Genomic DNA, 17,902 nt, shown 5'->3' on the forward strand with positions numbered 1-17,902 from the left:
AGGCTTTATTTGAGGCTTGATATTGTGTCGCACTTTCTTACAATTCTTCGGTTTTGTGACGCACTCTACAGTTTTACGATATCGCCCTTTTCCAAAGGAGAGTCCCCATGGGCAAGTTCCTGCTTTGCTATCTGGTCGGTGGTCTGGTGACCATCAGTTGGGCTGCGCTGCCCGCTCATGGTCCCTGGGATCAGTGGGACCTCGCGATTTTTCATACCGTCAACGGCTGGCTCGGCCAGTCGGCTCTGTGGGCCGATCTGGTGGCCATCACCAATAACCGGCTGTTCGATCTGGCGGTGTTGGCCTGTATGGGGCTGATCCTGGTCCGCTGCTTCTTCGCACGGGATCTGGCGGGTCGTCGCCAACTGGTGGCAATGGGCATAGTGATGTTGCTGAGCGCACTGGTGATCAACCAGCTTGGTCACCGATTGCCGGTGGAGCGACCCAGCCCGACCCTGATGGTGGCCGATGCGCTTCGGGTGACCCAGATCAGCGCTATTCCGACCAAGGACTCTTCCGGTGATAGTTTCCCCGGGGATCACGCCCTGTTCCTGATGATCTTCGCCGGCTACGCCTTGCGCTATCTGCCGCGCTGGGCGGGAGTCACCGCATTGCTGATGGTGCCGATCTTTTCCGCACCGCGCATTCTGGCTGGGGCTCACTGGTTTACCGATGTCTACGTCGGCGCACTGGGGCTGGCGACCCTCTGTCTGCCCTGGCTGCTGTTGACCCCGCTGGCGGATCGGCTGATAGAGCGCATTTCCCCCCGATTGGCCCGTGTGCCGCTGCTGCGCAGTCAGACCCACTGATTGAACGTCGCAAAATAAAACGCCCCGACATGAAAATGTCGGGGCGTTTGTTATCCACCCGCGAGAGATCAGCCTTGATAGCCGTTCGGGTTGTTGCTTTGCCAGCGCCAGGTATCGACCATCATCTGCTCCAGACCGCGCTCAGCCTGCCAACCCAGCTCGGCACGGGCCAGCGTTGGCTCTGCCCAGCACTCGGCGATGTCGCCCGGGCGACGGGGTTTGATCTGGTAGGGAATGGGTCGGCCACTGGCCGCTTCAAACGCCTTGACCATCTCCAGTACCGAGTAGCCTTGACCTGTGCCCAGGTTGTAGGTGAAGACGCCGGTGTCGCTCTTGATGCGTGCCAGTGCTTTCAGGTGACCGATGGCGAGATCCACCACATGGATGTAGTCGCGTACGCCGGTGCCATCCGGGGTCGGGTAGTCGTTGCCAAATACCCCCAGCTCCTTGAGCTTGCCGACACCCACCTGGCTGATATAGGGCAGCAGGTTGTTGGGGATGCCGTTGGGATCTTCACCAATCAGGCCGCTCTCGTGGGCGCCGACCGGGTTGAAGTAACGCAGCAGTACGATAGCCCAGCGGGGATCGGATTTGGCGAGATCGCGCAGGATCTCCTCCACCATCAGCTTGGAGCGGCCATAGGGATTGGTGGCGCTGGTGGGGAAATCTTCCCGCAGCGGCACCGAGGCGGGATCGCCATAGACGGTGGCCGAGGAGCTGAATACCAGCCGGAAAACGCCAGCTTTGGCCATCTCTTCGCACAGCACCAGAGTGCCGCTGATGTTGTTCTGGTAGTAGGTGAGCGGGATCTGGCTCGACTCTCCGACCGCCTTGAGGCCGGCGAAGTGAATGACCGATTCGATCTGGTGGTTGGCGAACAGCTGCTGCAGGCAGGCTCTGTCCAGCACATCCCCTTCGACGAAGGTGACCGGTTTGCCGGTGATCTGCTCGACCCGCTTGAGTGACTCCGGTGAGGAGTTGGAGAGGTTGTCGAGTACCATGACCTGCTGCCCCGCGCCCAGCAGCTCAACCAGGGTGTGGGAGCCGATATAGCCGGCGCCGCCTGTGACCAGTATTGTCATTTTTTATCCCGTGTTCTGGTGAAACTGGGGCAGAGTCTACCTGTCCTGCCCGCTCGGGAAAAGGTTGAGATACCAATGAAGCCCTTTGTGTATCTCAATAATCGAGACTGATATCCCCTTTCGCGGTGCAGGAGCAGGCCAGAGCAACGCCGCTCTCCAGATCCTGCGCACTCAAGGTCATCACGCTCTGTCGCTCGATGTCACCTGTGGTGGTGCAACGACAGCTGCCACATACTCCGGCGCGACAAGCCGCCATCATGGTTTCGCCCGCAGCTTCCAGTGCCGCCAGCAGGGTCTGACCCGGCAGGATCTTCACCTTTTTGCCGCTCTTTTTCAGGGTCAGCCAGAAGTGGTCGCTGGTGGTCTTGATGGGCTCTGCGGGAGGAAGACCGAAGGACTCCTGATGTAGCTGCTCCGGCGGCAATCCCAGCTCTGCCAGCATGGTGCTGACCGCCGCCATATAGGGGGCCGGGCCGCAGAGATAGACATGGCGTTCGCGCAGATCCGGGGCCAGTTCGGCCAACATGGCGGGGGTGAGTCGGCCAATCCAGGGGTGATCTGCAGGGGCCTCTTCCAGTATCAGGGCATGGCGCACGCTTGAATGAGCCGCAGCCAGCGTAGCCAAGTCATCTGCGAAGATCACATCTGCTGGCGAGCGGGCGCTATGGATAAAGCGGATATCGGCATCCGGCCGTTTGGCGAGCTCGTCCCGCAGCATGGCCCACATGGGGGTAATGCCGGAACCGGCACTGAGCAGCAGTGGCCGCTCGCAAGGCAGGGCGGTCAGGTTGAAATCGCCAAAGGGACCATCCACCCGGATCTTGTCTCCCACCTGCAGGGTCTGGTGCAGATGGCTAGAGACCCGTCCCACATCTTTGATTGTCACCTGCCAGCATGCATCCTGCGGGCTGGAGGAGAGGGTATAGGCGCGGCACTCCGGTTGGCCGTCAATCTCGGTATGCAGGGTGATGCACTGGCCAGCCAGTACGGGAGGGAGGCAGCCGGAAAGCGGCGCCAGCTGCCAGCTCACGACGTCGTGGGTGTTCTGTTGGCGGCCAATGCAGGTGAGCGTGAGAGAGGTCATCACAAGGCTCCTTAGGTTTGAAACGGTTTGAAAAACGTCTGATGAAAAAGCCGGATCCAGAAAAAAGGCGAGCCGGGCGGCTCGCCAAACGCTTACAACATGAGGTGCCGATCAGGCCGTCAGGATCTTGGTCAAGTCAGCCTCGGCCGTGGTGGTCCCTTTCAGGCCAAACTGCTCCTCCAGCACCTTGAGCAGGGCCGGGGTGAGGAAGGCGGGGGCGGTCGGGCCGGTACGAATGTCCTTCACCCCGAGGGAGAGCAGGGTGAGCAGAATAACGATGGCTTTTTGCTCGAACCAGGAGAGCACCAGCGTCAGCGGCAGATCGTTGACACCGCACTCGAACGCTTCGGAGAGCGCCAGCGCCAACTGGATGGCGGAGTAGGCATCGTTGCACTGACCCACGTCCAGCAGACGCGGAATGCCGCCGATGTCGCCAAAGTCGAGCTTGTTGAACTTGTATTTGCCGCATCCCAGGGTGAGCAGCAGGCTGTCGCGCGGCGCCGCCTTGGCAAACTCGGTGAAGTAGGCGCGCTCGGCCTTGTCGCCGTCACAGCCACCTACCAGGAAGAAGTGGCTGATCTCCCCGGCTTTGACCTTCTCAATCACTGCGGGCGCAGCCTGCATCAGGGCGTTGCGGGCAAAGCCGATGGTGATGAAGTGCTCGAGCTCGGTGTACTTGAAGCCTTCCAGCGCTTGGGCCTTGGCGATCACGGCGGAGAAATCATCCCCCTCCAGATGGGTTACGCCCGGCCAGCCGACGATGGAGCGGGTGAAGATGCGGTCACTGTAGTTGCCCACGTTCGGGTCGATGATGCAGTTGGAGGTCATCACCACCGCGCCCGGGAAGTTGGCAAACTCCTTCTGCTGGTTCTGCCACGCGGAGCCGTAGTTGCCCACCAGATGGGGGTACTGTTTAAAGAAGGGGTAGGCCAGCGCGGGCAGCATCTCACCATGGGTGTAGACGTTGATGCCGGTTCCCTTGGTCTGCTCCAGAATGAGCTTGAGATCCATCATGTCGTGGCCGGAGACCAGAATGCACTTGCCGGAGATGGGGGTTACGCGTACCTGGGTGGGTTCCGGATGGCCGAAGGCGCTGGTTTCACCGAGATCCAGCATCTCCATGATTTTGAAGTTGAGCTGACCGATCTCCATGGCGCAGCTGAACAGCCGACCCATTTCGTTCGGATCTGTGCTGAGCCAGCTCATGATGCGGTGGAATTCGGCGGCCACCTCGTCACTCTGCTGAGCCAGCACCCGGGCGTGCTCCATGTAGGCGGCGGCGCCCTTGAGGCCGTAGAGACAGAGCAGACGCAGCCCCATGATGTCTTCGTTCACCTCGTTCTTGCCCCGATTGGGAGCGGCTGGTGCGGCATGGGCAAGTTGTTCCAGCAGCTCGGCACCGGGCTCGAAGTAAGCGGAGTGTGGCAAATCGTTCACCTGCACCGCCATGGCGGTCAGACGATCGGCCAACTGCTGGCGATAAGCAATGGCCTGATTGACGTACGCCACGATACGGGCGGAATCGAAGTTGACGTTGGTGAGGGTAGCGAAGAAGGCCTTGGGCACGAAGGCATCGATTTCGCGATCTATGATGCCCTGCTCGCGGGCGGCCAGCGCCCAGGCGCTGAGCCCCTGCAGGGTGTAGATCAGCACATCCTGCAGATCCGAGGTTTCCGCCGTCTTGCCGCACATACCTTGTGCGTAGGCACAGCCGTTGCCTGCCGGGGTACGAATTGTCTGTTCACATTGCACACAAAACATCATGCCTCTCCTAATTGGACATTTCAGTTGTCTGTTTTGTGGCGATTCTATTCCTCTCGCGAAAAACTTAATAGGCATTCAATTTGCCAATTAAGATTCCCTTGATGCAGATCAAAAACAAAAAAAGCCGCCCAAACAGGGCGGCAAGCGGGTGGATAAAAGGAGAGACAACTCAGGTTTGCAACAGAACATAACAATCAGACGGATTGGGCCGTGGTCTGGTCAGGTGCTTCCGGCCCGGTACTTACTCAAGCCCACATACATACGCTGTAGCTGGCTTGGTTCACTATCAGGCCAGATAAGCGCGCAGCATCCAGACCAGTTTTTCCTGCTGCTGCACATAGTCGGAGAGGATAGAGGCAGTGCCCTCATCACCGGCTTCGGCGGCCTGACCCAGAATACGGCGCTGGGCGACCAGCAGTTCGCGGAAGCTATCCAGCAGGGATTCGACACAGGCGCGGCCATCGTGCAGCCCTTTTTGCTCCGGGATGGCAGAGACTTTCAGGTATTCACTGAAGCTGTGCATCGGCACGCCATCCAGGGTCAGGATCCGCTCGGCCAGTGCATCGACTTTCAGCAGCAGGTCGTTGTATATCTCTTCAAATTTCAGGTGCAGTTCGAAGAACTGGTTGCCACGGATATTCCAGTGGAAGCCGCGTACGTTCATGTAGAGGATCTGGTAGCTGGCCAGCAATTTATTCAACTCGGCTGCCAGGGCTTGTGATTGAGCAGTATCAAGACCAATCGGGCTTTTCATCATTCACCTCCAGATTTGGAAATCGGTTTTAAATTTTCTTTCGGAACGCAGTCAGAGTAACGCCTTGCAAAATGCAGGGACAATTGCTTGTGCCTAACTGTTTGATAGCTAACGGCTATCAAACAGTACGCAGCAACGGGGGCAATGGATGAGGATTAGGGGAAGTATTTTTCGAGTAGCGCCATCAGGATGGCCTGGCACTCGCGGTCCGGTTTGCTATCGACCTTGCTGGCGCGAAAGTGGAGCTGAAAGGCGCCCAAGACGGCGCGGCTCTGCTCATCCCACTGGCCGGTTTGGGGCAGGCCGTAGCCATAGCGGGCCAGCTGTTGTTGCCACATGGCCGCATCCCAATCGGGCAAGGGACTGGCCAGTAACTCGGCCACCCGACCTTCATCGGGCCAGGCGCCGACCCCGTACGTCAGATAGAGCTGGCGCCAGGGGAAGTGGGGGCCGGGATCCTGCTTGCGCTCGGGGGCGACATCGCTGTGGCCCAGCACCTGGGTCGGCGGGATCCGGTAACGGGCGACCAGCTCCCGGCTGAGTGCGCCGACGGCAGCAATCTGCTGCGGGGTATAGGGTTGCCAGCGGCGGGCATGGGGTGCCAGCGGCTCATCTTCTGCTGGATAGCCGAGGTTGGCGATCTCGATGCCAAGGGAGCTGGCATTGAGCCCGGCATATTGGTGCCAACGGCTGCGTCCGGCATGCCAGGCGCGCGCGTTGTCCGGCACCAGCTGATAGACGGTGAGCGGGGTCTCGTGGCTGTCGCGAGGGATCAGGTAGTGGGCGCTCACCTTGTGCTCTTGCTCGGTCAGCAGGCGCAGGGAGTTGGCATCATCTTCGTCGGTGTAGTGGAGGATCAGAAAGGCGATCCGCTCATTCTGGTTGGCGCTCTGATAGCGGGTAGAGAGCTGGTATTCGGACGGAGTACAACCACCCAGCAGCAGAACCAGTGGCAGAAAGAAGAGGGGAAGAAGACAGCGCCAGCGCCATCCCCCTGCCACAGTCAGTCTGCTGAGCGTGGGAGGAGTGAGTCGCTGGCACATGTCGAAGGCCCGGTCTGGTCAGTCGCGCGGCTGGTTAGCCGCGGTATTTGGCCGTGAGGCCGATCAGGAAGTTGCGCAGGATCTGATCCCCGCAATCCTGATAGTGCTTGTGATCCTTGGAGCGGAACAGGGCACTGAGCTCGGACTTGGAGAGGTTGAAGTCGGCGAGCTTGAGGGTGCCGAGCATATCCTCTTCCTTGAAGTTGAGACCGATGCGCAGCTTGCGCAGGATCATGTTGTTGTTGATCCGGTTCGGGATCACCTGGGCCGGTGCATCTTCCCGCACGCCGCGGCGGGCGATGATGAAACCGTCGAGGAACTGGCTCAGAGCCGAGTCGGGACAGGCGACATAGCCTGCCTCTTGCTCTTCACCTTCCGCCGCCTCTTTCATCAACCAGCTGTGCAGCTGGGCGTGAGTGACCGTCAGGTTGCCCTTGGCAAACATCTCGACCATCTGGTCGTTGCTGATGGTGAGGGCGTAGCGCAGACGGCGCAGAATATCGTTGTTGGTCATGCTGACTCCTGTGTAAACGGCGCAACTTTACCATCTGGCGGCCCTCGCGTCAGAAAAAGCGGGGGCCGCTACAGTTCAGGTCAAGCTCATCAAGCTTTGCCGAGATAGCGGGGCGCCTCCTGGCGCACCAGTTCCAGCGCATCTTGCAGCTCCAGCAGCTCGGGTTCCAGCTCGCTCACCGGCACGCCGTCACGCAGCTGTTGCTCCAGCTGGGAGAGCAGCCGTTGCAGCCCAGGCACCCCGGAATAGGCACAGCCGCCGTTGAGGCGATGGAGCTGTGCCAGCACTTCACTATCTTCAATTTCGCCAGCCAGCGCGCTATCCAGCACAGGTTCCACTTCGTCGAAACTGGCCAGCAGCATGGTCAGCATCTCTCTGGCGAGATGCTCTTTCCCCGCCGCTTGCCGCACCGCCAGTGCCCAGTCGATCTGTTGGGCACCATTATTCTGGTGGCGGCGATGGGCAAAGTCGGTGATGAGCTGGGCCAGCATGCTTTCGTCGATGGGTTTGGCCAGATAGTCGTCCATCCCCTGGCGGATCAGCCGCTCCCGTTCGCCGGGGATGGCGTGGGCGGTCACCGCCACGATCGGGGTGGTGGTGTTGAGGGACTGGTTGCGGATCGCCTGGGTGGCGCTGATGCCATCCATGATCGGCATCTGGATATCCATGAAGATGATGTCGAACGGCTGGCTCTGGGCCTGCTTGACCGCTTCCTTGCCGTTTTTGCACACCACCACCTGACTCACCATCTCCTTGAGCATGGCGGCGATAAGTTTGAGGTTGGCGGCGTTGTCATCCACCGCCAGCACCTTGATTGGCTGCAACTGGCGCGGAGCAGGCTGAGCAGGTAGCTTCTGGCGGCTCGATTCCGGCGAGAGCAGGGCGTGCAGCAGCTTGCGGTGGTTGACCGGTTTGGAGAGACAGTGCTGGGCGCCATGGGCCAGCATCGCTTCATAGAGCGCTGGCTCGTGGCTGCTGAGCAGCACTATGGTGTTCTGCTGCTGGCCGTTCAGTCTGTCGAGACGGCCGAGCACCTGCTGCGGCGTATGCAGGGTGCTGCTGCCGATGATCACCATCTCCTGCTCGCTCATCTCTGGCCAGGGTTCATCGCTGGTCAGTGGGTGCACGTCGAGGTGCCATTCCGCCAGCAGGGCGAGCAGAGAGGCTTGCGCGAAGGGATCCGGTTCCAGCAGCCAGAGCCGTTTGCCACGGATCCGATCCAGCGGCAGTTGATCGGTCTGGGGCAGGGGTGAGACCTCCACATCCAGACTGAACGAGAAGATGGAGCCCTTGCCGAGCTCCGATTCAAAGCGGATCTGGCCGCCCATCTGCTGCACCAGCTTCTGGGTGATGACGAGGCCCAGGCCCGTGCCGCCATAACGGCGGGAGATGGAGGAGTCGGCCTGATTGAAGGCCTGGAACAGCTGGTGTTGCTGCTCCTGGGAGATGCCGATGCCGGTATCGCGGATCTGGACGTTGAGCCTCACCTTGTGATTGCCACTGCCGGTCTGCTCGATATGGACATCCACGTTGCCCTGTTCGGTGAATTTGATGGCGTTGCCGGTGAGGTTGGTCAGCACCTGTTGCAGACGCATGGGGTCGCCGGTGAGGTAATCCGGCACATTGGCATCCACCCTCAGGGAGAGCTCGAGCTGCTTGTCGTGGGCGCTGGGGCCGAGCAGGTGCATGGTCTCGTTGAGGGTGTCGCGCAGGCTGAACGGGATATGCTCCAGCTGCAGCTTGCCTGCTTCCAGCTTCGAGAAGTCGAGGATGTCGTTGATGATGCCAAGCAGGTTGCGCGCCGATTTCTCGATGGTCTGCATGTAGTCGGTCTGGCTCGGGGTCAGGCTGGTTTTCAGCAGCTGGCGGGTAAAACCGATGACCCCGTTGAGCGGAGTGCGCAGCTCGTGGGACATGTTGGCCAGAAACTCCGATTTGACCCGCGCCGCCTCCTGCGCCCGCTTCTTGGCCATGTCGAGCTCGACGTTCTGGATCTCTATCTGCTCGAGGGTTTCGCGCAGGTCAGAGGTGGCCTGATCGATATTCTGCTGCATCTCTTCGTGATATTCGGAGAGCGCCTTGGCCATGGCGTTGATACCATTTTTCAGCATATCCAGCTCGCCGGTGAGCTGGCCGCTGACCCGGGTATCGAGCCGTCCCTCCCTGATCTTGTGCACCGCCTGCACCATGTTGGTGATGGGCTGGGTCACGCTCTTGACCAGACGGAAGCCAAACAGGGTACTGAAGGCGACCCCGATGAGCACCATGATCACCGCAAAGAAGGTGTCGCGGTACTGCAGCAGCATGGCCCTGTCGGTCGCCATCTGCATCGAGATGTAGCCGATCATCGGCGGCTCTACATCGCTGGGTAGTGGGAAGCCATCCAGACTGGTTTCAGCCTGGATTGGGGTGCGCAAAATGATGTCATCCCCCTGAAACGTCACGCTGGTCAGATCCGGAATGGGCTCGCCATCGGGCAGCCTGAGCCGGGTGAAATCCCGGTGGTAGTTCGAGGTGACGAACAGCTGGTTGTCCTGGGTGAAAACCGCGATGGACTTGATGAAGGGGGAGTTCTTGCGGTGGGTCAGGCCAATCAGCCGCTTGAGGGATTCGCGACTGTGCTGTGTCATCCCGTATTCACTGGCGATCGCCAGCGGTTCGATGATGTTGATCCCCTGATCAATGAGGTTGTTTTCCAACTGCTGGTAGCGGTGGAAAGTGAAGTAACCGGCCATCAGGCCACCGATGATCAGGGTCGGCAGGATGGTAAAGGCGAGAACGCGTGCTCTCAGGCCATATTTGGTCATACGAACAGGCCACCAGTGAACAGGGTTGGCGATAGGGTTGATGGCAATACACGGGCTCTGTGGCCGTATTTGGTCATACTATTATTCTTGTGGGACAATACCCGGCAGCAGATTCCACAATCATGACATAGCCACCTATAGGCACCAAGTTTTATGGCCCAGTTTTTCAAGCCCCAAAAGAAGTCCACCCAGCTCCAACGCATTGAATTTACGATAGACACCCTCGATCACCACTGCGTCGGTATCGGTCGCCATCAGGGCAAGGCGATCTTCGTTGAAGGGGCACTGCCCGGCGAGACCGTCAAGGCACGCATCACCGAAGAGAAAAAGCAGTATGGTCACGCCGCCTTGCAGCAGGTGGTGACCCCGGCGGCCAACCGTATCGCCCCCTTTTGCAGCCACTATCGCGAGTGCGGCGGGTGCAGTGCCCAGCACATGTCGGTTGCCGATCAGCAAGCCGCCAAGGCGGCCGGACTGGTCAGTCTGTTCGAGCGGTTGGGCAACATCAAGGCGCCTGCGCTGGAGCCGGTACTGACCGGTGAAGATCGTGCCTACCGCCGGGTCTGTCGTCTGGCCATCAAATTTGACAAGAACGGTCGCTGCACCCGGGTCGGTTTCCGCCGTCGCAACAGCAACGATCTGGTGGAAATCGAAGGGTGCCCGGTGCTGGCCGAGCCGCTCTCTGCGCTGATTGCCCCGCTGCGTGAGTGCCTCAATCGCCTCAAGAGCCAGCGCGAGCTGGGCCATGCGGAGCTTATCCAGGCCGAGCAGGGGATCATGATGCTGCTGCGCCACACCGGCCGCCCCAATGAGGCGGATCGTGCCCTGCTGGTGGAGTTTGCAAAAGCGCAGGGGATCGACCTCTATCTGCAGGCGGCCGATGATCGCATCGAAGCGCTGCAGCAACAATTTTCCCCATCCTACTCGCTGGATGGCCTGTCTCTTGCATTTGCTCCGGGTGACTTCATTCAGGTCAACGGCCCCATCAACCAGAGCATGGTTGAGCAGGCGCTGACATGGCTCGGGGCGAGCAAGGATGACAAGGTGCTCGATCTCTTCTGCGGTATCGGCAACTTCACCCTGCCGCTGGCCCGTCAGGCTCGCGAAGTGGTGGGTGTGGAAGGTGAACTGGCCATGGTGCAGCGGGCCGAAGAGAACGCCCGTCGCAACGGCATCACCAATGCCCGTTTCTACAAAGCCGACCTGAGCGATGACATAGTCGGCATGTCCTGGGCGCGTGAAGGGTTTGATCTGGTGCTGCTGGATCCGGCTCGCCCCGGCGCGCTGGAAGTGATGGGACACGTCGTGAAACTTTCACCCAAGCGGGTGGTCTACGTCTCCTGTAACCCGGTCACCCTGGCGCGGGACAGTCAGGTGCTGGTGAAAGGGGGTTACCGTCTGGTGCGCCTCGGCATGCTGGACATGTTCCCTCACACCGGTCATCTGGAGTCCATGGCGCTGTTTGAACGGGAGTAAATGACTCATCAGTTCGGCGATGCGGATATGTAATCTGGCATGTCTGCGTCTGTTTGAGCTGATGTGATTGGGGTAATCTAGACCCTCGTCGTTCGGCAGGGCCTGTTGGCGCGCTCTATTGTCTTTCTGGACAATATGCCTTGAAAAGTGCGCTGGATATCCCCATTTGAGGCAATCTCATGAGGGGAGAAAGTGACAGCTTTCGGCCCGATAATTTAAAGGATTGATACCATGGTTGCGGTTCGCGATATTCATTTGAAAGACAACTTCACCCTGGAGGAGTGGGTCAGCTCGCTCTCCTTGAGTGACAGTGAAAAGGATCAGCTGCGAACCGTCTACCAGTATTGTCTGACGCTCGGTGACGAGGCGCTGACCAGCAAGCTGCTGGTACGCGGCATCGAAATGGTGGGCATCCTGCAGATGCTCAGCATGGATATCGGCACCCTCAAAGCGGCCATCATCTACCCCTTCGTCGAAGCCGGTCTCATCAGCCAGGAGCGGATGGACGAGGACTTTGGCTCCAAGATCGCCAAGCTGGTGGAAGGGGTGCTGGAGATGGAGGCCATCCGCTCCCTGCAGACCCTCCATCGCAGCGAAACCTCGCCGGAGCAGGTCGACAACGTGCGTCGCATGTTGCTCGCCATGGTCGAGGATGTGCGCGCCGTGGTGATCAAGCTGGCGGAGCGGATCGCCTGCCTGCGGGAAGCGAAGACGGCAGATGAAGAGACCCGGGTGCTGATGGCCCAGGAGATCACCAACATCTATGCGCCGCTCGCCAACCGTCTGGGCATCGGCCAGCTCAAGTGGGAGCTGGAAGATCTCGCCTTCCGTTACTTGCACCCGGATACCTACAAGCAGATCGCCAAGCAGCTCGACGAGAAGCGGCTCGACCGCGAGCGCTACATCCGCGAGTTTGTGCAATCCCTGCGTAATGGGTTGAAAGAGGCGGGAGTTGACGCCGAGGTGTACGGTCGGCCGAAACATATCTACAGCATCTGGCGCAAGATGCAGAAGAAGCACCTCGAGTTCAACGAGTTGTTCGACGTGCGCGCGGTGCGGGTGGTAACCAAGCGGCTGCAGGATTGCTATGCGGCGCTCGGTATCGTCCATACCCAGTTCCACCACATTCCTCGCGAGTTTGACGACTATGTCGCCAACCCCAAACCCAACGGCTACCAGTCAATTCACACCGTAGTGGTGGGGCCCGAAGGCAAAACCGTCGAGATCCAGATCCGTACCGACCAGATGCATCAGGATGCCGAGCTAGGCGTCGCTGCTCACTGGCGTTACAAGGAAGGCGCGCAGGCTGGCGGCAAGGCCAACACCTTCGAAGACAAGATCGAGTGGCTGCGCAAGCTGCTCGCCTGGCAGGAGGATCTCTCCGAGAGCGGCTCCCTGCTCGAAGACCTGCGCAGTCAGGTGTTCGAGGACCGGGTCTACGTCTTCACCCCGAAAGGGGATGTCATCGACCTGCCGGCAGGCGCCACCCCGCTCGATTTTGCCTATCACGTCCACAGCATGATCGGCCACCGCTGCATCGGCGCCAAGATTGACGGCCGCATCGTGCCGTTTACCTACTCGCTGCAGACCGGCGATCAGGTGGAGGTGATCACCCAGAAAGAGCCGAACCCGAGCCGCGACTGGATGAACCCCAACGCTGGCTTCCTGCGCTCCAGCCGGGCGCGGGCCAAGGTGGCGACCTGGTTCAGAAAACTGGATCGGGACAAGAATATCGTGGCCGGTCGCGAGCTGTTCGAGAAGGAGCTGGATCGCCACAATCTCAGCATGTCCAAGATCGACAAGGGCAACATGCTGCGGCGATTCAATCTGGAGAGCACCGACGATCTGCTGGCCGGTATCGGCAGCGGCGATATCCGCATCAACCAGGTGCTCAACTATCTCGACACCTGTTACAACAAGCCGACGGCGGAAGAGGAAGATCGCCGCCTGCTGGAGAAGCTGGAGCAGAAGGCCAATGCGCCGATGCGCCACAAGCCCAAAGACCACATAGTGGTGGAAGGGGTCGGCAACCTGATGACCCATATTGCCCGCTGCTGCCAGCCCATTCCGGGGGACTCCATTCAGGGCTTCATCACCATGGGGCGCGGGGTGTCCATCCACCGGGAAGATTGCGAGCAGCTCAAGGAGCTGTCACGGCGCAACCCAGAGCGGCTGATCGATGCGGTGTGGGGGGAGAACTACTCCGGCGGCTATGGCCTCACCATCCGGATCATCTCCAACGATCGCTCCGGCCTGCTGCGCGATATCACTACCGTGCTGGCCAACGAGAAGATCAATGTGATGGGGGTGCGCTCGCGCTCAAACGTGCGCGAGCAGACCGCCGAGATCGACATGGAGCTGGAGATTTACAACATCAACGCCTTCAACCGGGCGTTGGCCAAGCTCAGTCAGCTTAACGACGTGATCAGCGCCAAGCGGCTTTGATATCGAACCGACCGGCCCCAGTGGCCGGTCTGTATTTATGACCCTTTTTGAACGAATCGAAAGCGAATATCCCATGTCCCAACGTTACGATCTGCCCCAACTGCTCGACATCATGGCTCGTCTGCGCGATCCGCAAAACGGCTGTCCCTGGGATCTGAAACAGGACTTCCAGACTATAGTGCCGCACACCCTGGAGGAGGCCTACGAAGTGGCCGATGCCATCGAGACCGAAGATTGGCAGGGGCTGAAAGGGGAGTTGGGTGACCTGCTGTTTCAGGTGGTGTTTTACGCCCAGCTGGGTAAAGAGCGGGGCTTGTTCGACTTTGCCGATATCGTGGATACGGTGAGCGAGAAGCTCATTCGCCGTCACCCCCATGTTTTCTCGGATGCCGACCTTGGCGACGAGATAGCGGTAAAAGCGAACTGGGAGGCGGAAAAAGCCAAGGAGCGGGCGGCCCTCGACAAAGAGAGCGTGCTGGACGATATCCCGCTCTCGCTGCCGGCCCTGACCCGCGCCGCCAAAATTCAGAAACGCTGCGCCACCGTCGGTTTTGACTGGAAGACGCTGGGGCCTGTGGTGGACAAGATCCACGAAGAGATCGACGAGGTGATGGAAGAGGCATTGATGGCCGATGTGGACGAGGCGCGGGTGAGCGACGAGCTCGGCGATCTGCTGTTTGCTACCGTCAATCTGGTGCGCCATCTGGGCAAGGATCCGGAGCAGGTGCTGCGGGGCGCCAACGCCAAGTTCGAACGTCGTTTTCGTCAGGTTGAGCAGATAATCGCCGCAGAAGGCTTGAAAATGACCGATTGCACCCTCGAAAAGCTCGATGCCGCCTGGGATAAGGCGAAGGAAACCGAGCAAAGTTGATTTGGCGCAAGATGGGGGGGCGGTGAGCCTGATAGATTTTTGCTCATTGTTTGGGAGAGGGGTTTTTGGTATACTGTTTCCCCGTCCTGCTTCATCCCCGAAGCACCCCTTAAAATTCCCTAAACTTCTTTCAGGTTCAGCATGACGACCAAATATATTTTTGTTACTGGTGGCGTTGTTTCATCCCTCGGCAAAGGCATTGCCGCAGCTTCTCTGGCAGCCATTCTGGAAGCCCGTGGTCTGGATGTGACCATCATGAAACTGGACCCGTACATCAACGTGGATCCGGGCACCATGAGCCCGACCCAGCATGGTGAAGTGTTCGTAACCGAGGACGGGGCCGAAACCGATCTGGATTTGGGCCACTACGAGCGTTTCATCCGCACCAAGATGACCCGTCGCAACAACTTTACCACCGGCCGTATCTACGCCGACGTACTGCGTAAAGAGCGTCGTGGTGACTATCTGGGCGCCACCATTCAGGTTATCCCGCACATCACCAACGCCATCAAAGAGCGGGTGATTGCCGGTGCCGAAGGCCATCAGGTTGCCATCGTCGAAGTGGGCGGTACCGTAGGTGACATCGAGTCCCTGCCGTTCCTCGAAGCCATTCGTCAGCTGGCTGCCGAAGTGGGCCGCAACAACGCCATGTTCATGCACCTGACGCTGGTTCCTTACCTGGCTGCTGCCGGTGAAGTGAAGACCAAGCCGACCCAGCACTCCGTCAAAGAGCTGCTCTCCATCGGTATCCAGCCGGATGTGCTGATCTGCCGCTCCGACCGTGCCATTCCGGCCAACGAGCGCGCCAAAATTGCCCTGTTCTGCAACGTGCCCGAGCGCGCCGTCATCTCCATGAAAGACGTCGACTCCATCTACAAGATCCCGGCACTGCTGAAATCCCAGAATCTGGACTCCTACTTCACCGAGCGTTTCGGTCTGGAGTGCAAAGAGGCTGATTTGTCCGAGTGGGAACAGGTTATCTACGAAGAGGCCAACCCGACTGGTGAAGTGACCATCGGTATGGTCGGCAAGTACGTCTCCCTGCCGGACGCCTACAAGTCCGTCAACGAGGCGCTCAAGCACGGTGGTCTCAAGACCCGTCACTCCGTCAACATCAAGTACATCGACTCTCAGGATATCGAGACCCGTGGCGCCGAGCTGCTGGAAGGTCTGGACGCGATCCTGGTGCCGGGTGGCTTTGGTGAGCGCGGTGTGGAAGGCAAAATTCTGGCTGCCCAGTATGCCCGCGAGAACAAGATCCCCTACCTGGGTATCTGCCTCGGCATGCAGGTTGCCATGATCGAATTCGCTCGCAACGTAGCGGGTATGGAAGGGGCTCACTCCTCCGAGTTCAAGAAAGATTGCGCGTACCCGGTCGTCGGCCTCATCACCGAGTGGGTGGATGAAGAGGGCAACGTCGAGACCCGTACCGAGAAGTCTGATCTGGGCGGTACCATGCGTCTGGGTTCCCAGCTCTGCCACCTGGTCGAAGATTCCAAGGTGCGTCAGATGTACGGCAGTCCGACCATTTACGAGCGTCACCGTCACCGTTACGAAGTAAACAACAAGCTGCTGCCGCAGATTGAAGCGGCAGGTCTGAAAGTGACCGGTCTCTCCGCCGACAAGAAGTTGGTGGAAATCATCGAGATCCCGGATCACCCCTGGTTCGTGGCTGCGCAGTTCCACCCGGAGTTCACCTCTACTCCTCGTGATGGCCACGCTCTGTTCGCCGGTTTTGTGAAGGCGGCAGGCGAGTATCAGAAGCGTAATTTGAAGTAATTGAAAATAAATGCGGTTGGGGCACTGTGCCACAGCCGCTTTTTTTGGCATATTTTTGTTGTTTTTTTACGAAACCTGAGGAAATACACATGTCCAAGATCGTTAAAGTGATCGGTCGTGAAATCATCGACTCCCGTGGTAACCCGACCGTTGAGGCCGAAGTTCACCTGGAAGGTGGTTTTGTTGGTATGGCAGCCGCTCCGTCTGGCGCGTCCACCGGTTCCCGCGAAGCGCTGGAACTGCGTGACGGCGACAAGAGCCGTTTCCTGGGTAAAGGCGTGCTGAAAGCCATCGAAGCCGTAAACGGCCCGATCGCTCAAGCTCTGCTGGGTAAAGATGCCAAGGACCAGGCCACCGTTGACCAGATCATGATCGACCTCGACGGTACCGAGAACAAATCCAAGTTCGGCGCCAACGCCATCCTGGCTGTTTCCCTGGCTAACGCCAAAGCTGCCGCTGCTGCCAAAGGCATGCCGCTGTACGCCCACATCGCCGAGCTGAACGGCACCCCGGGTGTTTACTCCATGCCGCTGCCGATGATGAACATCATCAACGGTGGTGAGCACGCCGACAACAACGTCGACATCCAGGAGTTCATGATCCAGCCGGTTGGCGCCAAGACCCTGAAAGAAGCCGTTCGCATGGGCGCAGAAGTGTTCCACAACCTGGCCAAAGTGCTGAAGTCCAAGGGCTACAACACTGCAGTTGGTGACGAAGGTGGTTTCGCTCCGAACCTGAAATCCAACGCCGAAGCGCTGGAAGTTATCGCTGAAGCCGTTGCCGCTGCCGGTTACAAACTGGGCACCGACATCACCCTGGCTATGGACTGCGCTGCTTCCGAGTTCTACGACGCAGAGAAGAAAGAGTACAACCTGAAAGGCGAAGGTCGTGTCTTCACCTCCAACGGTTTCTCCGACTTCCTGGCTGACCTGACCACCAAGTTCCCGATCGTCTCCATCGAAGATGGCCTGGACGAATCTGACTGGGAAGGTTTCGCCTACCAGACTGCTGAACTGGGCAAGAAAATCCAGATCGTTGGTGACGACCTGTTCGTAACCAACACCAAGATCCTGAAGCGCGGTATCGACAACGGCATCGCCAACTCCATCCTGATCAAGTTCAACCAGATCGGTTCCCTGACCGAAACTCTGGCTGCCATCAAGATGGCCAAAGACGCTGGCTACACTGCCGTCATCTCCCACCGCTCCGGTGAGACCGAAGACGCGACCATCGCCGACCTGGCTGTTGGTACCGCTGCTGGCCAGATCAAGACCGGTTCCATGAGCCGTTCTGACCGTGTTGCCAAGTACAACCAGCTGATCCGTATCGAAGAAGCTCTGGGTGCCAAAGCTCCTTTCCGCGGTCTGAAAGAAGTTAAAAACCAGGCTTAATTTGCTGGTTTGCCAGCCTCGGCTGGAATGAAAAAACCGGAACCCTTGGGTTCCGGTTTTTTTATGCCTGATCCTTGCCACAA

13 protein-coding genes are annotated in these 17,902 nt (G+C 59.1%); 6 read left to right on the forward strand and 7 right to left on the reverse strand.

Annotated features, from left to right (window positions below; genetic code table 11):
* Positions 1–107: 107 nt before the first annotated feature.
* Positions 108–809, forward strand: a complete 702-nt coding sequence (locus ACTG20_RS05610) for a phosphatase PAP2 family protein (protein WP_194494635.1) — start codon at positions 108–110, stop codon at positions 807–809.
* A gap of 68 nt (positions 810–877) precedes the next feature.
* Here ACTG20_RS05610 and galE read toward each other — a convergent pair whose 3' ends face one another.
* The 7 genes from galE to barA all read right to left on the reverse strand — a co-directional run bounded on the left by galE (position 878) and on the right by barA (position 9,857).
* Positions 878–1,891 carry a UDP-glucose 4-epimerase GalE gene (galE, locus tag ACTG20_RS05615; RefSeq protein ID WP_157161991.1) on the reverse strand — a complete coding sequence of 338 codons (1,014 nt, stop codon included), beginning with the start codon at positions 1,889–1,891 and terminating at the stop codon, positions 878–880.
* A 94-nt stretch (positions 1,892–1,985) separates the two neighbouring features.
* Positions 1,986–2,975 carry a hybrid-cluster NAD(P)-dependent oxidoreductase gene (locus tag ACTG20_RS05620; RefSeq protein ID WP_194494636.1) on the reverse strand — a complete coding sequence of 330 codons (990 nt, stop codon included), beginning with the start codon at positions 2,973–2,975 and terminating at the stop codon, positions 1,986–1,988.
* A 111-nt stretch (positions 2,976–3,086) separates the two neighbouring features.
* Complete coding sequence (gene hcp, locus ACTG20_RS05625) at positions 3,087–4,736, reverse strand: hydroxylamine reductase (RefSeq protein WP_439987872.1); 1,650 nt, start codon at positions 4,734–4,736, stop codon at positions 3,087–3,089.
* A 289-nt stretch (positions 4,737–5,025) separates the two neighbouring features.
* Positions 5,026–5,493, reverse strand: coding sequence for a Dps family protein (locus tag ACTG20_RS05630; RefSeq protein ID WP_005343312.1), 468 nt, complete (start codon positions 5,491–5,493; stop codon positions 5,026–5,028).
* 155 nt (positions 5,494–5,648) lie between these two features.
* Positions 5,649–6,536, reverse strand: coding sequence for an N-acetylmuramoyl-L-alanine amidase (locus ACTG20_RS05635; RefSeq protein ID WP_194494637.1), 888 nt, complete (start codon positions 6,534–6,536; stop codon positions 5,649–5,651).
* Positions 6,537–6,570: 34 nt separating this feature from the next.
* Complete coding sequence (locus ACTG20_RS05640; protein ID WP_005335594.1) at positions 6,571–7,050, reverse strand: DUF1456 family protein; 480 nt, start codon at positions 7,048–7,050, stop codon at positions 6,571–6,573.
* Between the two features lie 89 nt (positions 7,051–7,139).
* Positions 7,140–9,857 carry a two-component sensor histidine kinase BarA gene (barA, locus tag ACTG20_RS05645; protein WP_194494638.1) on the reverse strand — a complete coding sequence of 906 codons (2,718 nt, stop codon included), beginning with the start codon at positions 9,855–9,857 and terminating at the stop codon, positions 7,140–7,142.
* Between the two features lie 153 nt (positions 9,858–10,010).
* Here barA and rlmD point away from each other — a divergent pair, with 153 nt between their 5' ends.
* The 5 genes from rlmD to eno all read left to right on the forward strand — a co-directional run bounded on the left by rlmD (position 10,011) and on the right by eno (position 17,819).
* Positions 10,011–11,333, forward strand: coding sequence for a 23S rRNA (uracil(1939)-C(5))-methyltransferase RlmD (gene rlmD, locus ACTG20_RS05650; protein ID WP_069528883.1), 1,323 nt, complete (start codon positions 10,011–10,013; stop codon positions 11,331–11,333).
* A gap of 231 nt (positions 11,334–11,564) precedes the next feature.
* A complete protein-coding gene (gene relA / locus ACTG20_RS05655) occupies positions 11,565–13,778 on the forward strand; it encodes a GTP diphosphokinase (protein WP_088868519.1) in 2,214 nt (737 codons plus the stop codon).
* 73 nt (positions 13,779–13,851) lie between these two features.
* A complete protein-coding gene (gene mazG / locus ACTG20_RS05660; RefSeq protein WP_088868520.1) occupies positions 13,852–14,649 on the forward strand; it encodes a nucleoside triphosphate pyrophosphohydrolase in 798 nt (265 codons plus the stop codon).
* A gap of 141 nt (positions 14,650–14,790) precedes the next feature.
* Positions 14,791–16,428, forward strand: a complete 1,638-nt coding sequence (gene pyrG, locus ACTG20_RS05665; RefSeq protein ID WP_005335584.1) for a glutamine hydrolyzing CTP synthase — start codon at positions 14,791–14,793, stop codon at positions 16,426–16,428.
* A gap of 89 nt (positions 16,429–16,517) precedes the next feature.
* Positions 16,518–17,819 carry a phosphopyruvate hydratase gene (gene eno, locus ACTG20_RS05670; protein ID WP_005335583.1) on the forward strand — a complete coding sequence of 434 codons (1,302 nt, stop codon included), beginning with the start codon at positions 16,518–16,520 and terminating at the stop codon, positions 17,817–17,819.
* Positions 17,820–17,902 lie beyond the last annotated feature (83 nt).

It is taken from the genome of Aeromonas sp. 84A, from assembly GCF_051919345.1.
Lineage (GTDB): Bacteria > Pseudomonadota > Gammaproteobacteria > Enterobacterales > Aeromonadaceae > Aeromonas > Aeromonas veronii.

Bases quoted from the DNA above. Each gene is read 5' to 3' on its own strand.
- ACTG20_RS05610 (WP_194494635.1), top strand. From the start codon at position 108: ATGGGCAAGTTCCTGCTTTGCTATCTGGTCGGTGGTCTGGTGACCATC.
- galE (WP_157161991.1), bottom strand. From the start codon at position 1,891: ATGACAATACTGGTCACAGGCGGCGCCGGCTATATCGGCTCCCACACC.
- ACTG20_RS05620 (WP_194494636.1), bottom strand. From the start codon at position 2,975: ATGACCTCTCTCACGCTCACCTGCATTGGCCGCCAACAGAACACCCAC.
- hcp (WP_439987872.1), bottom strand. From the start codon at position 4,736: ATGTTTTGTGTGCAATGTGAACAGACAATTCGTACCCCGGCAGGCAAC.
- ACTG20_RS05630 (WP_005343312.1), bottom strand. From the start codon at position 5,493: ATGAAAAGCCCGATTGGTCTTGATACTGCTCAATCACAAGCCCTGGCA.
- ACTG20_RS05635 (WP_194494637.1), bottom strand. From the start codon at position 6,536: ATGTGCCAGCGACTCACTCCTCCCACGCTCAGCAGACTGACTGTGGCA.
- ACTG20_RS05640 (WP_005335594.1), bottom strand. From the start codon at position 7,050: ATGACCAACAACGATATTCTGCGCCGTCTGCGCTACGCCCTCACCATC.
- barA (WP_194494638.1), bottom strand. From the start codon at position 9,857: ATGACCAAATATGGCCTGAGAGCACGCGTTCTCGCCTTTACCATCCTG.
- rlmD (WP_069528883.1), top strand. From the start codon at position 10,011: ATGGCCCAGTTTTTCAAGCCCCAAAAGAAGTCCACCCAGCTCCAACGC.
- relA (WP_088868519.1), top strand. From the start codon at position 11,565: ATGGTTGCGGTTCGCGATATTCATTTGAAAGACAACTTCACCCTGGAG.
- mazG (WP_088868520.1), top strand. From the start codon at position 13,852: ATGTCCCAACGTTACGATCTGCCCCAACTGCTCGACATCATGGCTCGT.
- pyrG (WP_005335584.1), top strand. From the start codon at position 14,791: ATGACGACCAAATATATTTTTGTTACTGGTGGCGTTGTTTCATCCCTC.
- eno (WP_005335583.1), top strand. From the start codon at position 16,518: ATGTCCAAGATCGTTAAAGTGATCGGTCGTGAAATCATCGACTCCCGT.